Origin of the sequence: Parabacteroides sp. AM08-6 (assembly GCF_003473295.1) — a bacterium.
Lineage (GTDB): Bacteria > Bacteroidota > Bacteroidia > Bacteroidales > Tannerellaceae > Parabacteroides.
Map to the genome: position 1 here is coordinate 37,887 of NZ_QRMP01000009.1, position 15,604 is coordinate 53,490.

Consider the following 15,604-nt stretch of genomic DNA (forward strand, 5'->3'; position numbering starts at 1 on the left):
AGGCATCCTTGCGGGGTGTCTTCATTTTCAAACGTAAACAATCCAAAGACATGTACGCCATCATCCCCCAACAGATACCGCAGGACAAGCGGGCCGAAGTCAACGAAAAGATACTTTTCGCCATAGACTCAGGTAAAGACCTTATTCCGGCAGAGAGCATCTACAACTGCTATACCGGCATCGGAGGGCTGCACAACCTAAAGCAGTCCGACTTCGCCAACTATAACGAGTATGCCAATGCCAAAAAAGAGTTCGAGATGGGACAGTTCTTCACTCCGCATGAAGTATGCAGGGATATGGTGGAGATGCTTTCTCCCGTCTATTCGGAAATGATCCTCGACATGTGCTGCGGCATGGGTAACTTCTTCAACCACCTTCCCAACCTGCACAACGCCTACGGGTTTGACATTGACGGCAAAGCAGTGACTGTCGCCAGATACCTCTACCCGGAAGCCCGTATCGAGAAATGCGACATCCGGCAATACCACCCGGAACAACGCTTCGACGTCATCATCGGCAACCCTCCCTTCAATCTGAAGTTCGACTACAAGCTCTCCCAGGAGTATTACATGAACAAAGCATACGATGTGCTCAATCCGGCAGGCATCCTGATGGTCATCGTTCCCTTATCGTTCATGCAAAGCGAGTTCTGGGAGAAGAGCCGTGTCGCGAATATCAACAGCGACTTTTCCTTTGTAGGCCAGGTGCAATTAGACCCGAACGCCTTTGCCTCCACAGGGGTACACAACTTCCGCACGAAAGTAATGGTGTTCCTGCGCGAGTCCCGCCATATCGAAATGCAGCCCTACAATGCGGAAGAGTTCATCTCCATGGACGAGTTGAAAGGGCGTATCATGGAGGCAAGGGCGATGAAGCACAAACTGCGCCTCGACCTTATGCGCGAGACCAACCGGATTGACAGGGAGGAACTGGAACTGTTCGAGTACAAGCTCGCCAAGTACATGTACGAACTGAAAGCACACGCGGCACTGAACAGGCATATCGACAAGGCGGAAGCGTTGGTGACGAAGTTCCGCAACCAGAAACCACCGGAGAACGCCACCAAAGAGCAGGAGAAGGAATGGGAAAGGAAGAAGCTGACCACGAAAAAAGTACTCGGTATCATCCGCAGGTACATCACCTCACAAAACATCGTCCCGCGCAAGGAAGTGGCATTGGTGAAGACCTCCTACGGCTTCAGGCTGAAACAGTACGCCCCACGCCTGCTGGATAAGGTACAGCACAAGGCAGCGGGCATCAACGACCTCGTATTGGGACGGGCGGAGCTTCCCGTACCGGAAATCCTGACGGAAAAGAACATGATGCAGGTCCGTGCAGCGAAGAAACTGATACGGAAAAAGCGCAGGCAATATGAAATACAGAACCGTCCATTCTCAGACATGAAACCGGACACACAACTGGCCGAATATCTTGACCGCACGACCTTCATCAACAAGGAAGGCGATGTATGTGAGTTCACGGAGCTTCAGAAACACGACCTGAACCTCGTATTGCAGAAACGCTTTGCCCTGCTGAACTGGCAGCAAGGCTCCGGCAAGACGGCGGCTGTCTATCACCGTGCCAAGTACCTGCTCAAATACCGTAAGGTGCGCAATGTCATCATACTGGCCCCCGCCATCGCCACCAACATGACATGGGTGCCGTTCCTGACGATAAACAGGGAGCGATTCCGCATGGTCAGGAACAACGCCGACCTCGAAACGGTTCCGGAAGGGGTATTCCTCGTGCTTTCCACCTCCATGCTCGGCAAGCTGAAAAGAGGGCTGACAAAGTTCATCAGGCGCACCTCAAGGAAACTCTGCCTGGTATTCGATGAATCCGACGAGATTACCAACCCCTCGTCACAACGCACAAGGCATATCCTGGGCATCTTCCGCAGGCTCAAATACAAGATCCTCGACACGGGAACGACCACGCGCAACAACATCGCGGAGCTGTACAGCCAGTTTGAACTGTTGTACAATAACTCCATAAACATGATTTGCTGGTGCAGCCGGATATACCACGAGAACAGGGACAGGGAGATAGAGGAAGATCCAAACCCGCACTACGGAGAACCGTTCCCCGCCTTCAGGGGGCACGTACTGTTCCGGGCCTGCCACTGTCCCGGCAAGGCGACCGTGTTCGGCATCGAGAAGCAGAACCAGGACGTATATAACAAGGACGAACTGTCCGAGCTTATCGGCAAGACCGTCATCACGCGCAAGTTCAAGGACTTTGCCGGAGAAAAATACGAGGTAAGGATGCACACGGTCGCACCATCCGAGGGGGAACACGAGGTGTACCGTGTTATCATCGAGGAGTTCTGTCGTATCTGCGAGCTTTACTACAACAGTACGGGCGACACGAAAAAGGATGCCGGGCTCCGTCTCATGCGCCAGATCAAACTTCTTATCAAGGCCTGCTCCGTGCCCCACCTGATAGAGGGCTATTTCGGGAACGGCTACCCGAACAAGACAGTCTTCATCGAGAAACTGATACGGAAGATTCCCGGCAAGGTTGCCGTCGGCTGCACCTCCATAGCGGCGTTTGAACTGTACGAAAATCTCATCCGCGAGCGTTTCCCGGACCGACCGGTATTTACCGTCAAGGGTGACGTCGCGTTCAAGAAGCGGCAGGGCATCGTTTCGGAATTCGATTCCACCATCAACGGCATACTGGTATGCACGCAGCAGAGCCTGAGCAGCTCGGTAAATATCCCCTCCTGCAACGATGTCATCCTTGAATCCCTGCAATGGAACATCCCCAAGATGGAGCAGTTCTACTTCCGCTTCATCCGCCTGGACTCCAAGGAACTGAAGAACGTCCATTTCGTGACCTACAAGGATTCCGTGGAACAGAACCTGATGGCATTGGTACTGACAAAGGAAAGGCTCAACGAGTTCATCAAGACCGGCGAGGTGAAGGAGCAGTCGGAAATCTTCGAGGAGTTCGATGTCACGATGTCCGTCATCGACAGCCTGCTGGTACGGGAACGTGACAGCGAGGGAAAAATCCACATCAGCTGGGGAAGCCAGCGCATAATGAGTTAGCAAAATGAGTACAGACACAGGGAACCGCAGAATCCATTCCACAGGCAAAGGTAGCCCGTATCCCCATCGGCTGTGCAAGGTCATGCCGCGAGCGGTTTCCGGAGAAATCATCCTCGCCGGAGGCTGCGGTATTTCCCCGGAAAACCCTGCACAGCCGGGATACGGACCTTTTGGGGCCTGTGGAATGGAATCCCCGGTTCCGGTCATTAACTACAATAAAAAACGATTATGGACTTGAATCAAGCGGAAGTGGCAGTGACCACTCAGCATCTCATAGACATAAGGCAGGAGAAGGACAACTGGTTGCAGATGTCCGACTTCGGCGACATGGGGGAATTCCTTTGCACCTGCTCCGACATGTTCCCGGAAGAGGAGAACCCGGAGTACAGGTACACGCGGTGGGAAGAGATTCCCGGCTCGCTGATAAACAGGCAGTGGCTGTGCCCCAACTTCTTTGAAATCAGGGAGGCGATGGAACAGCTGGATGAACCCGACAAGGAGTGGTTCTTCGACTGGTGCGACAAATGTCATCACGACATCAGCTCGGAAGACCCGCACCTGCTGGTAGCGCACTACCTGGAACTGTACGGCAATGCCACGTCCACCGGCGACGACACCTGCCCGGACGGAGACGATGATGGCTTCCTGTATTATCCGGGCATATCAAACAATTACTTCGACACGGTCACCCCCCGTTTCGAGGTGTTCGATGACAATTACGATTAAAAACATACGCTTATGAATATCAATTTTCTCGGACCGGTCTTCCCGACAGACCCATACGCGCAGATGGCGTTCGTGGAGATACTGAATACCCTTCTGGTGGCAAACAACATCATGGAGGTGAACAGAATGCTCATACACCGGAATGCCAATCCCGCGTACGGCTCGCTGTCGGGATATTTCAGATGGTCGTATGCAGGCAACCATTTCACGCTGTGGCAGCGTGTGGAATACAATTCCCCGGTCTGTTTCGGACAACGCATATTCAGTATCCATTTCGGAATGCTGGCAAGCCGGGACAGGGAACGGGATAGTCCGACACTTAACTGAATTGGAATATATGAATACGATAACGATAGAAAACAGAGAAATCGCAATAATGGCTTTCGACAAGCTGTGCAGAGAGAACAAAAAGGACTCCGCTCTGCGGCTTGCCGGATGTATGCTAAAGCACTCATACATATCGCTCGGCATCGGTGATATCGACTGGGAGATAGACATGGCGATACGGCAATGCGGCGGTGAGCCGAGAACCGGTTACAGATATACCGCCCGTTTCCATTTCAACCTGAAGACGGAGATGGAAAAGGAAAAATACGACAGGGCCGTGAAGGAACTGTATGGATAAGGAGATTTACACGGAGGCGGCCGCAAGGTCGCTTCCGTCATTTATAACGGTATGTACGGGAAACAGAATCCTGCCGTACACAGGTAAGACAAATGGATGAACAGAAAACATTGACATTGGATTTCGTGAAGTCCCTTATGGAACCGGCCTACACGCTGGTATGGACGGATTATAATGACAATCTTGACGACCATCGGGGCTTGATACAGAAGTGTCTTGACAACAAAAACTGCGAAGAGCTGTGGGAAAAGGCAGACGAGTGGTACAGCGATGCCGAGTGGGAAGCGGTCCGTGAGATTATCGCAAAATTAAAAGAGGGATGCACCGTATCGGGTGACTTTGACGAGGAAGATGTCGATGACTTCTTCGACGGGCACGAGGATGAAATCCGCGATGAGATATACAACCGTAACGACTCGGATGTGCTGAAGGACCTGATAAAACGCACGGACGACATACCCATCCGGGTGGAAATGCTTTCCAACTATGACTGCATAAATTCCAACTGGTTCGAGTCGCAAGGCGGCTATCGCTACGAGGAATCCTATTTCGGGGACATGGTGGATACCCTGAACCTCAATCCTGCCAAGGTCAAGAAACTCTTGCTTGAACACGGATACGAGGTTCACGAACGCTTCCCGAACAGGAAATCGCGTGACGGCAAGGAGCAGGTGTCCTACGAACAATTCTACCAGGAACTTGTCAACTCCTGCTGCGGGGCCAACCTGCTGACCTATATCGGAAAGGTTAACCTGAAGGAACTGTATGATGCCGGCTTCTCCCTAAAAGAGATCGTCATTCCCAAAGGAAACTGTTGCGGACTGTTCAGTTCGATGTATGGCGGTGGCAGCCTGCTTGAAATGGAGCTGAAACAGGATGTAAGGCTGAAACTGGAAGTGAAAGACTACCACGGTTTCCGTTTCCGGCTGGATGATGAACGCTCCAAATACGACTACTCCGTCCAGCATGTATATGGCGTATGTGATTCCTTCTTCGGTGATGCGGTAAGCATAGTGTCCTGACAGTCAAATAAAGCAATAACTTTATAAAACAATTGTGAATATGAATACCCATTTGACAATAATCCGGTCACACGGGAAAGAGCACCTCTGTTACCGTGATGAAGAATGTTTTGCCGATGTATCCTTGCCTATGATGACATTTACCGAAGGAGAAGATGATTTCGAGATAGTCAAGTGCAATCGCCCGGTTGCCGGCAGGACTTTTCGCTATCAGGACGGACACTTCTCCATAGCAATGGAAATGTACCCAAACGGTTGGCCGGCATTGTGCCTGAAAGCTCCTGAGACACATGAAATCTACACCATCCTGACGGTCAATCTTGAAAATGAACCGGCATTTGCTTTACCGGACAGGGCTTTTGTCGACATCAACAACAATCCCGATGCCATGGAGTTCCTTATAGCCAACAAACTGGCGGAGGATACAGGCTACAAGAGACAGAGCGGTTGGGTAGACTACCCGATGGTAAAGCTGAATATGCCGTCGCTTTACCGGCTTGACCCTGCCGGATTTCATAAAATCATAAGTTGTCAACAAATAAATCATTAACAATCAAATCATAAGAATTATGGCAAAGTATGATGTAAAGGTAAAGTACGCCTTCGAAGGTACTTACACTGTCGTGGCGGAAGACCGCGACCAAGCAGAAAGAATGGTAACGGAAGACTGCGGTCTGGTGCTGGGCGGCAATATCCACACGACCTGCGGTGATGACGAGGTAACGGACTGGAATTTCGACTGTCATCCCGACGTGCAGGTTCTGTCCTTCAAGGAGCGGAGCAAAAAAGGCAGGGCAAAATACACTGCCATGGATTTCAGCGGCAGGATTGAAGAACTCCGCAAGGACATCATTGAAGCAATATGTCAGTTGCTCTATGCACACGGATTGACGGAACTGACATTCACGAGTCAGGACGAAGACCCTGTCTGGGTAATATGGTTCAATGACGACGGCGAGCCTTACGAATGTTGGGTAAATGGCATTGAAGCTACAGACAACAAACTTACGGTATTGGCCACGATAAAGGACAGCCTTGAGGAAGTTACCTGCGAATCCCCGTTTGAACTCGGTGCAAGTAACATCGACTGGCTCAACGAAATGTACGAGGCTGCAAAGCTGGAGCTGGAAGGAACAAAGAATGTCGAACCTTAAATCTGAAAATCATGAAATATCAAGCGGGAAATGCAGTCTCCAGCTTCTTCTACTATATGTGGAACGCATGGAGCAAGGAAGAATGTAAAATTGTGTTCGGAGGGCAATACCAACATTTCTGGGAAAAATGGTGTGCGAACAGTGACAAAGCCATATTCGGAGCGGTGGAACGGTTCTGTGCGGATCTTTCGGAGAGCAGCCGGGAACTGCTGGTGGAACGTGCCGTCACGCTTTATGACGGAAAGTCTAAAAGAAAGAATCCGGATGATTCAGAAATTCTTGTATGTGAAGAATGCGGTTCCACAAACGTGGAAATCACCGCATGGGTCGATGCCAATACGAACGAATATGTCAGCGATTCCGATGACAGTGAATGGTGCTCTGAATGTGAAGCGCACAACACTCTCATTACATTGAAAGAGTTTAAGGAACAAATGCTGTCTTGGTGGGAGTCGTGCGAGTCCAAGGTAATGGAACAGATTACGGGACTTCGGGAATGTGATTATCCCTCTGAAGAGGGTTCGCAGGCTTTTGTCGATGCTGCAACCCAATGGTGGAGCGGACAGGATTATGAACGCAAACGACAAATTTACAAAGAACACTTCTTAAAAACAGACAATATGCAGAAAGACATTATCAGCCAGATTCGCTACTCATGCAGTTGCAACGATACGAAAGCACAGGAATACCTGGACGATGAACTACGGCATCTTCGCGAATTGCAGGAGGTGGACGACCTCAGGGAAGACGACATCGGGATGGCGTGCAGCAATCTCGGTCTCGACCTTGACTATCAGGAATATTTTATAAACCGCCTCGCAGGGGCATAAAAAGAAACACCATGACTTATTTTCAGAACATACGAAGTCTGGCGGACTTGAAGAAGGAGTACCGCCGGCTGGCATTGGAGCACCACCCGGACAAGGGTGGTGACACCGCCATCATGCAGCAGGTGAATACCGAATTTGAAAAACTGTACGATGTATGGAAAGACAGGCAGGATGTTTCCGTAAGCACAAGCGGCTACGAACACGACTATTCGGGAGCGACGGCAAGGGAATACACCGAATACGTGTATAACGAATACCGTTGGAAAGGCCGCAACTACAAGGGACAGCATGCTCCTGAAATTGTGGAGCTGACACGGATATGGCTGAAAGAGACCTATCCGAGATACAGGTTTTCCGTCAGACGCGAAAACTACAATTCCATCCATGTCCGGCTTATGAAAGCGGATTTCGAGGCGTTTACCAGAGAGTCCGGCAAAGTTCAGGACGAAATCAATCATTATTGTATCGAATCCGACGAATCACTTACTGACAGAGCCAAAGAGGTAATGATGAATATATGCGATTTCGTCATGTCGTACAATTTCGACGACAGCGACTTGATGATGGATTACCACCACACCAATTTCTATATGACGATGGGAATAGGCAGTTACAGGCAACCGTATAAAGTGGAGCTACCCAAACTGGACTGCAAGGAGAAGGACAAGCCGGAGGTATTCAAACATCCCGAAGGTGCCGCACACAAGGCAATTAGGCAGGCATTGGGCACAGCCCGTTTCGATTTCATCGAGCACAGGAGGCATTCCGGTGAAATGATACTCGGGGAAGACCATTACGGCTCGCAGGGCGAGCACTATTTCTGGCCGAAGGATTACTCAAGCGCGAAACTGGCGCAGAAACGGATAGACAAATTGGAGAAAGCCGGTATCCAATGCAAGCTCACGGGATATAATGGCGGTTACATCCGTTTTCTCGGCTACACTCCTGAAACGGAAGTGTTACTGGAGCAGGAACGACAGGAATACATCATCGCCCATCGGCAATGGCAAACCAGACAGGCAACAACCAATTAAATTTATGAATATGGAACCGAACAATTTGAACGAATGGTGGGGCGGACAGCCCGACGAACTGAAACAGGCATTCTCGCTCTTCCCAGACAGACGGTGGGAAGGGGCGGACCTGCATTTACTAAACAATATCCGCAACTACTGCCACCTGAAGAAAGAAGGGTTGCTTTCCGAAGACGACCGCTCGATGCTCAGCGAGATTGTCAGTGAGCTGGCCGATGCGGAGCTGTGCCGTGCAAACGGAAGGACGCTCGAAGACATGTGCGATACGGACGGGGCTTTTCTGGAAGAGTACCAGGAGCAGTTCAACCGGATATACGATGAACTGGAAATGAGAATTACGGATTATATGAACGGACAATCAAAAAATATGTAAGATGAAAGCAAAAGTATTCAGATACAAGTCTGACGGTAATACCGTCGTGGCCCCTTATATGGAACTGGAACCGTATGCCGAGAACGTGTATCTCTCGTTGTCGGAAAAGAATGAATACGGGAATGAGGACGAGGACTGTTTCCATGTGGTCTGCAAGATTGAAAACGTATGCTTCTCCTGCGGGCAGTATTCCCGCCGGTTCCTCAACGGGGAAAACCGCAGGGAGGAAGCCGCCGCTTATTGCAGGAACTGGATTGCGGATACGCTTCAGAGTGCGGAAAAAGGATCTTTTGTCAAGCTGCTCTCCATCCGCGTGTTCGAGGCCCTCGGACTCGACACCGCACCCTTGCTGCAAGCCCGTGAAGCATACAAAAGGGAGCAGGAACAGAAACGCAGGGAACAGGAACAGAAAAAGGCGGAAGAGCGCAGGGTACGTGAAGAGCAACATCAGCTGTTGCTCGATGAGCATAAACAGAAATTCCTGGAAGGGGAACGGATTACGGGCACGATGTTCCTTGAGATTGCCAAACGGGACGGCTTTGAAATACATATCCGGACCAAGGGCGTGCTGGGCAGCCGCGTGAAACAGTTGGACAAGTCCGGGAGCATCACCTACAGCAGGCCGAGGGGAAGCCGCAGCCCTGATTTTTCCGGTTGCCACAAGGCGATTTCCGCCTACCTGAAATTTTTAGAGACGGTTGCACTATCATAATAATTCCAATATGGCACAGGAAAGAATGGATGACTGGTGGGAATACGCCAAAGAGCTTGCAAAAGCAGAACGGGAACTGCAAATCGGGCATTGGGTACGTATCTCCATCGAATACAGGGATGAAGCCGGCGATACAGTCCGGCTTCACTCGTATGACCTGCCAAGGGAACTGCACGAACGCTACCGCTGGGTGGTCCGCTGGCGCGAAGCCCGGCTGCAATGCCTGTACCCTCGCAAGCATATTCACACCTATTACAGTTATTACGACAAACGCACCGGACTCCGGACCGGTTTCAACTCCTGCCTGTCGAGATTGTCAACGGCAAAGGCACAGATTACCATCGCGGAAAGGAAAGAGAAGGAGTATCTGGAATACCAGCGCACAAACAACCTGTTCTTCGATGAAGCCACCGACGGGCAGCTGCAACAGTTTCGGCAGAAACTACGGGTCAAGAAAGAAAATCATACGGCATTGGAAGCCAAAATCCGTTCTGCGGTGATGGAAGCCAGACCGGTAAAACCTATTTGACAAACCAAAAACAGAAAGATTATGACCAATCAGGAATTGATAAGGCTGTTGAAAGCCAACAGTTATAAGCGGATAGCTTTGGATAACGATACCGGCGAACCCAAGACATTCTACACCTACCGCCGGGGATTGCATATCAACGCCACGGACAAGCTGTCATTCCATATCGTGCCACAGTCGCAAAGTCTGGGACTGGGCAGGTTCGCCATATGCGCAACCGGGAATGGAGCAAGTTCCCAGGTGGGTACGGACTGTCCTGAACTGTTTTTCCCACGCCTGCTGTCATACCTCAAAGGTGAAACAAGCGGGGAAGAAATCATCCGGTACGTGACCGGCAATCCCTCAAAAACAGTTCCGGCATAGGGTACACCGCATCACAGAACCAGGACCTGAACCGAAAGGCATCCAAAAAATGACCGCATATTTTATTTCCCACCCTGCAAAGGTAGTCCCGTGTCCTGCGTACGCCGCAAGGCCGGGCCCCTGCGGGGTTGGCTGAAAGAAAATCATCCTCGCCTGAAGGCTGCGGTATTTTCTTTCGCCAAACCTTGCGCGTACGGACACGGGACAGTCAGGCAGGCGAGAAATAAAAATACCGGCTCCCGGAGCCGGGCATGTTTAACAGATAAAATACAAAAGTCATGAAAATCCTGAATGAAGAACATTTCGAGAAAGTAAAGCGCTATGCAGAATCCATCGGCGACACCTCGTTCCGGCACTGTCTGGACAGACTGGAAAGCTGGGAGAAGAATCCCGACCATCCCAGTGAGATATCCCTCTATTACGACCACGCGCCGTATTCGTTCGGTTTCACGCAACGTTATCCCGACGGAAGGACGGGCATCGTGGGCGGCCTGCTCTATCATGGAATACCGGACAGGTCCTTCGCCGTCACGCTGGAACCGTTCCACGGATGGCAGATACATACCTGAAAAGGGAAAACGGTAACAATAAATAATAAACAATCTAATAGTATCAACTTCATAAAATTCAAGATTATGGAAACAACATTGGCAGTATTGGAAAGACAACAACAGTTCGACTTCCAGAAGAACGGAATCGAAGTGATGAACTTCGAGACATTGCAGCGTACCTACAAGGAGAACGACATCTACAACAATCCCGTGCAGGGCATCTACCATTACCAGGTCATCCGGCGCATGATGGATATCTGCGAGAAGCACAGCCTCAATTATGAGGTGGAGGAAATCTTCGCCGCCCAGAACAGGAACAAGACACAGCCCGGCGTGAGCATACTCCCGCAGGTGGAGCAGACACACGGGGAAAAGGCGGTGGAAGCACACATACTCCGCCGTATCTTCGCCACCATCCGGATCAAGGACTGGGAGACGGACGAGCTGACGACGACGCTTGTCGTGGCTTACCATCAGGACGGGATACAGGCGGCCATAGGCCCCTGCGTGCTCATATGCCATAACCAGTGTATCCTTTCGCCTGAGCGGAGCGTCTGCAATTACGGAAAGAAGAAAGTATCGACGGAAGAGGTGTTCGAGACCGTGGACGGCTGGCTGGCGAACTTCGAGGTGAACATGAACGAGGATATCGAACGGATACGGAGATTGAAAAACAAGATTATTTCCATGGAGGAGGTATATATGTACATAGGACTGCTGACAGCACTGCGTGTATCCCACGACAGCTCGGACAGGAACCTTTCATCCTCCGTCGAGACCTATCCCCTGAACCAAGGGCAGATTTCCATATTCACCGAAGAGGTGCTGAAACTGGCCATGACAAAGGGACAGATTACCGCCTGGGATCTGTACAACGTGGCTACAGAAATATACAAGCCCGGAAAGACGGACTTCCCGGCCCTCATCCCACAGAACGGGGCGATGGCGGAGCTCCTGCTGTCCCGTCTGCCCGAAGAAGCGGAAATACAGGAGGTTGTTACCGTAAGCTGAACCGGACAGGTATGTGAAACAGCCTTCTACACCAATCGCCCTCTCCACAACAACCGGTGGAGAGGGCGATTTATCCAATTACAAATTACACTATATTATCCAAAACCTTATTCTGACACTTCTTTCACTCTTCAAAAAGCAGTTCAAATTCCTTTTTTCGCCGTCGCTCTATGCTTGGAACCACTTTCCCCTTGTAGCACCTGAAGGAGATATACTCCTGATAAATATCCCTGTCTCCGGATTCCAGTTTTTGAATCAATCTGCTCTTGGGTATCTTTCCATTGCCTACCAGACGGTAATAACCCACATTATATGAAAGGGTTGCGACCAAGAGCGCGTCTTTCCCGAAGCGGCTGCACATACAGCAAAGTTTCAGCAAATCCGCCCTCAGCAGGGAATCCGCCTGCGCCTTGGTCATATCCGGAGTGAATGTTTCACCTGGCAATAATTTGTGCCCAAATCCTACGTACGGGTTATCAAAAGCTTTTGATAACCCGTATTATCCAAAGCAAAACATTATCCAAAGTCTCAGCTTCTATTGCATTAATAATTAAGTCGTTTCGTTTGTAAGATTAAATATTACTTACGATAAGAAATAACATAGCAGTGGTGAAAAACTCTAATAAAAGCCAAATGTAACTTCATGGGATAAAACATTCATTTGAAAGAAAGTTCTCTAGAAGAAAATATCAAACCAATGGGTACGATAAATTTCGGTTAGCAGCTTTATGCCTCCAATTATCTATCATTAGTTCTAAATAGTTATTTCACATTGACAAATTTCAAAAATATAAGAAAACACAATAAGAAGAGTCATTTTTAAGGTAAAAAATGACTCTTCTTATTGTGGAAATTATTTTAGACGGGACTACATAAATGGAAAACTTCAGGATTCCAGTTCTAGGCTTGAAGCCCTCTCTGATTCTCCTATGGTTGATTCCGTTGATATCCACCCATTTTCTTCACGTTTCCAACTTTCTATCCTTGCTACCACTTCCGGCTTTAGGTAAGCCTTTATGTGTGGCTCGTTCACATACAATAGAAATAGTAGCACACTCTTTGCAGTCTGCAATTTCTCCTCCTTAGTGAAGAAAGGTGTAAAGTTGCTCAATGTGTATACTCGCTCCTCTTCATGACTCTCTCCGTTTAGTGTCAAGCGGCACATAAAATTCTCGTAATACACTCTCTTATCTTCTGGTATATTACTGATTACCCCTTCCGTACGCATCATAGTTTCAAAAGGCTTATTATAGCAAAAACTTGAGAAGGCCTCCAACATTCGTCGCATAATATTACCAATACCCATCTCTGAAATTTCATCTAGATCCTCTGGACGGTCGCAACTTGCATATTCATACACATGTGTCAGTAATTTTTGGTACTCATTTCTTACTGACTGTTCCTTTATTTTCCTATTCTCTAACTCCAAAAACTTCTTCTCGCCACGTCCTCCTTGCAGGTCACTCCTTATTTTTACTAAATCAAACACTGACTGTAGATCGTGAGACATAACTAACAATCGGCTATTTGCATTGCCTTTTTTTATGTTACTAAACTGATACCGCAACAGAGACATCACTCCCAGCCTATTCCCATAGTCAAAACTTGAAATAGGATCGTCTATCACAATCAAATATTCTGAGGTATACTTGTCCTCATTTCTTTTTCCGCTAAACAACATTGCAAAAAAGTAACACAGCCCTAGTACATTTCGCTCACCCACACTAATCTTCTTTGGCTTTACCTCTTTGCCGTTCACCGTCAGTTTATAGCAACCCTCACCGGGTATCAGTTTCACTTTGCGGTTACTATAGAACACGTACTGCAATTCTTTGTTGATATATTCCAACGCAATATCCGTGCGTTCCTTTTGCATTTTCAGTTCTTTAATAGCAGCTATCAGCTCATTCTTTTGTTCTTTTAATACTTGCAGTTTCCTTTTATCTTTATCCTCGTTAGTCAATGCCATTTTGTAACCCATTAGTGCAGACGCCAATTGTTTTCGAGCCAGCATATTATTCTCGTGGCGTATCCTTTCAAACAACTTATTTCGCTTATTGACTGTCTCATTAAAGGTTTCTACGCATTTCAGTACACGTTCGAGTGCCGTCTTCCATGCCATACGGGCGTTACAATATGCTTCACCCATCTTATCAGTCAATGGTGTTTTCAGTGGTTTATAAATGTTACGTTTTCGTTGCTCTATCTTCTCTCGTAGGGTAGCCAACACCTTGTTTAATTCCTCTTTGGTAGCTACAGCGGCATCTAATTCTGTTTTATTTAAATTATCAGGAAATTTAGGCATATCTATTTTTATTTCCGCAAACAGATCGTATGCAATGTTTAAATTCGCATTAAACTCTTTCGCTTCTTTATTTAGAAGATGAGTTAATACCTCAGCTATGGAAGAACGGTCTTTTTCTGTGATTTCTCTTAAACACAATGGGCAGAATGTCCAACCCTCTTCTAACATATGCAGGGTATGGAACTGTTCAAAGTGTTGTGGTTCCTGACTTATTTTTGTTAATAGTTCCATCAGTCGCTGTTCTCTTTCTGTCAACTGTGGCGAGTCCAAAGGACTTTCTAATAGTACAGTCAAGTCTTCTAAACTTTCTGGCAGCATCAATTTGTCTATAGCCCACTCTATTACTTGCGAATCTTCCGCTCCCAAGTATAACCTCATATCAGCTTTCACCCGTTCCCGTAGTTGCTCATAGGTCTCCGCAGGCTCTTCCATTTTCATAAGTATATTCACCAAATCATCTGTAATACGGCTTTTCAGTGTGTTCCCTTTTAAGTCTCGGTCTATGTCTGCCCACCCACCGTTTTCACGCAACCCTTCTCTTATCTGATTCCAATAATACCGTGGTGATATATTCTCTTCGATATTACTGTATCTCTTTACCAGTTCTTCTTGCTGGTTGAATTCTTCTGTTTTTCTGCTTAGCTCCTCGTTTTTCGCATTTATCTTTTCGTCTAATTCTACTTGTTCACCTAACATCACTATTGCGTTCAGTCCGTCATTTTCCACCCTTACGTTGTTTCGTAGAAAATCTTCATCAAACACGAATATACTAGATTTATGCTCATCTGCTATAGGAGTCTCGCTGTTCACTGTGTAGTTTGTTTCCTCACCCCGTGTCACATTCTCCTCTCGTTCAATCCGTTCTTCTTCACTCTCTGACAACTGTTTCAGACAACGTGCTATCGTGCTTTTTCCGCTACCGTTACGTCCATAAACGATACTCAATGACACATCTCCTTTGAAAAGTTCCAGTTCCGTATCTTCGTCAAAGTAACCTCCTTTTATCTTTATCTTCTTAAAGTTCTCAAACATAGATTGTTCTTTTCATTTTTGATACAAAAATACAATTATCAATTCTAATTCAATATATGAATATGATTATTTTTAAGTCAACTTTTTTAAGCTCTTAACTCAGCTAGTAATTTAGTGTTTAAATCAGTTCTATCGTTTGTTAATATACCCAAAATGCACAAATCAGAAATCTCTCTTAAAAGCATTATCCAAAGTATGAACAAAGAATCCTGCTACTTATCTGAATAATAGCATAAAATAGAAATGGATACTTTTGATAATATTATGAGAATAATTTAAGAATT

General features: G+C 47.8%; 17 protein-coding genes and 2 pseudogenes. 17 read left to right on the forward strand and 2 right to left on the reverse strand.

Going from position 1 to position 15,604, the window contains the following annotated elements; translation table 11 throughout:
- Positions 1–50: 50 nt before the first annotated feature.
- The 17 genes and pseudogenes from DW103_RS08205 to DW103_RS08290 all read left to right on the forward strand — a co-directional run bounded on the left by DW103_RS08205 (position 51) and on the right by DW103_RS08290 (position 11,983).
- The gene (locus tag DW103_RS08205) at positions 51–3,053 is read left to right on the forward strand and encodes an N-6 DNA methylase (protein ID WP_117984074.1); all 3,003 of its coding nucleotides are present in this window, start codon (positions 51–53) and stop codon (positions 3,051–3,053) included.
- 4 nt (positions 3,054–3,057) lie between these two features.
- A complete protein-coding gene (locus DW103_RS08210) occupies positions 3,058–3,291 on the forward strand; it encodes a hypothetical protein (protein WP_004318866.1) in 234 nt (77 codons plus the stop codon).
- Complete coding sequence (locus DW103_RS08215) at positions 3,282–3,779, forward strand: hypothetical protein (RefSeq protein WP_004318867.1); 498 nt, start codon at positions 3,282–3,284, stop codon at positions 3,777–3,779. Before DW103_RS08210 ends, DW103_RS08215 begins: the two co-directional genes overlap by 10 nt.
- 12 nt (positions 3,780–3,791) lie before the next feature.
- The gene (locus tag DW103_RS08220) at positions 3,792–4,106 is read left to right on the forward strand and encodes a hypothetical protein (protein WP_004318868.1); all 315 of its coding nucleotides are present in this window, start codon (positions 3,792–3,794) and stop codon (positions 4,104–4,106) included.
- Positions 4,107–4,116: 10 nt separating this feature from the next.
- On the forward strand, positions 4,117–4,404 hold the full coding sequence (locus DW103_RS08225; RefSeq protein ID WP_004318870.1) for a hypothetical protein: 288 nt from the start codon (positions 4,117–4,119) through the stop codon (positions 4,402–4,404).
- A gap of 92 nt (positions 4,405–4,496) precedes the next feature.
- On the forward strand, positions 4,497–5,426 hold the full coding sequence (locus DW103_RS08230) for a hypothetical protein (protein ID WP_004318871.1): 930 nt from the start codon (positions 4,497–4,499) through the stop codon (positions 5,424–5,426).
- A gap of 40 nt (positions 5,427–5,466) precedes the next feature.
- Positions 5,467–5,976, forward strand: a complete 510-nt coding sequence (locus DW103_RS08235; RefSeq protein WP_004318873.1) for a DUF4313 domain-containing protein — start codon at positions 5,467–5,469, stop codon at positions 5,974–5,976.
- Between the two features lie 19 nt (positions 5,977–5,995).
- Positions 5,996–6,580 (forward strand): hypothetical protein, encoded by a 585-nt coding sequence (locus DW103_RS08240; protein WP_117984072.1) that lies wholly within the window; start codon positions 5,996–5,998, stop codon positions 6,578–6,580.
- An 11-nt stretch (positions 6,581–6,591) separates the two neighbouring features.
- Positions 6,592–7,197, forward strand: a pseudogene (locus DW103_RS18430) (hypothetical protein); the annotation flags it as partial.
- Positions 7,198–7,200: 3 nt separating this feature from the next.
- Positions 7,201–7,410 carry a hypothetical protein gene (locus DW103_RS18625; protein WP_080599529.1) on the forward strand — a complete coding sequence of 70 codons (210 nt, stop codon included), beginning with the start codon at positions 7,201–7,203 and terminating at the stop codon, positions 7,408–7,410.
- An 11-nt stretch (positions 7,411–7,421) separates the two neighbouring features.
- The gene (locus DW103_RS08255; RefSeq protein ID WP_004318878.1) at positions 7,422–8,444 is read left to right on the forward strand and encodes an LPD29 domain-containing protein; all 1,023 of its coding nucleotides are present in this window, start codon (positions 7,422–7,424) and stop codon (positions 8,442–8,444) included.
- A gap of 10 nt (positions 8,445–8,454) precedes the next feature.
- Positions 8,455–8,817, forward strand: a complete 363-nt coding sequence (locus DW103_RS08260) for a hypothetical protein (RefSeq protein ID WP_004318882.1) — start codon at positions 8,455–8,457, stop codon at positions 8,815–8,817.
- A 1-nt stretch (position 8,818) separates the two neighbouring features.
- Positions 8,819–9,529: a hypothetical protein gene (locus DW103_RS08265; protein ID WP_004318883.1), complete on the forward strand. Its 711-nt coding sequence runs from the start codon at positions 8,819–8,821 to the stop codon at positions 9,527–9,529.
- Positions 9,530–9,539: 10 nt separating this feature from the next.
- A complete protein-coding gene (locus tag DW103_RS08270) occupies positions 9,540–10,058 on the forward strand; it encodes a hypothetical protein (protein ID WP_004318884.1) in 519 nt (172 codons plus the stop codon).
- A 21-nt stretch (positions 10,059–10,079) separates the two neighbouring features.
- Positions 10,080–10,421, forward strand: coding sequence for a hypothetical protein (locus tag DW103_RS08275; protein WP_004318885.1), 342 nt, complete (start codon positions 10,080–10,082; stop codon positions 10,419–10,421).
- Positions 10,422–10,699: 278 nt separating this feature from the next.
- Positions 10,700–10,990 (forward strand): DUF4120 family protein, encoded by a 291-nt coding sequence (locus DW103_RS08285; RefSeq protein WP_004318886.1) that lies wholly within the window; start codon positions 10,700–10,702, stop codon positions 10,988–10,990.
- A gap of 66 nt (positions 10,991–11,056) precedes the next feature.
- A complete protein-coding gene (locus DW103_RS08290; protein WP_004318909.1) occupies positions 11,057–11,983 on the forward strand; it encodes a hypothetical protein in 927 nt (308 codons plus the stop codon).
- A 124-nt stretch (positions 11,984–12,107) separates the two neighbouring features.
- Here the strand turns inward: DW103_RS08290 and DW103_RS08295 are convergent.
- Together DW103_RS08295 and DW103_RS08300 are read right to left on the reverse strand one after the other, a co-directional pair.
- Positions 12,108–12,455: pseudogene (locus DW103_RS08295) on the reverse strand (glycoside hydrolase); the annotation flags it as partial.
- Positions 12,456–12,869: 414 nt separating this feature from the next.
- Entirely contained in the window at positions 12,870–15,320 is a 2,451-nt protein-coding gene (locus DW103_RS08300) for an AAA family ATPase (protein WP_118161559.1), read from the reverse strand.
- Positions 15,321–15,604 lie beyond the last annotated feature (284 nt).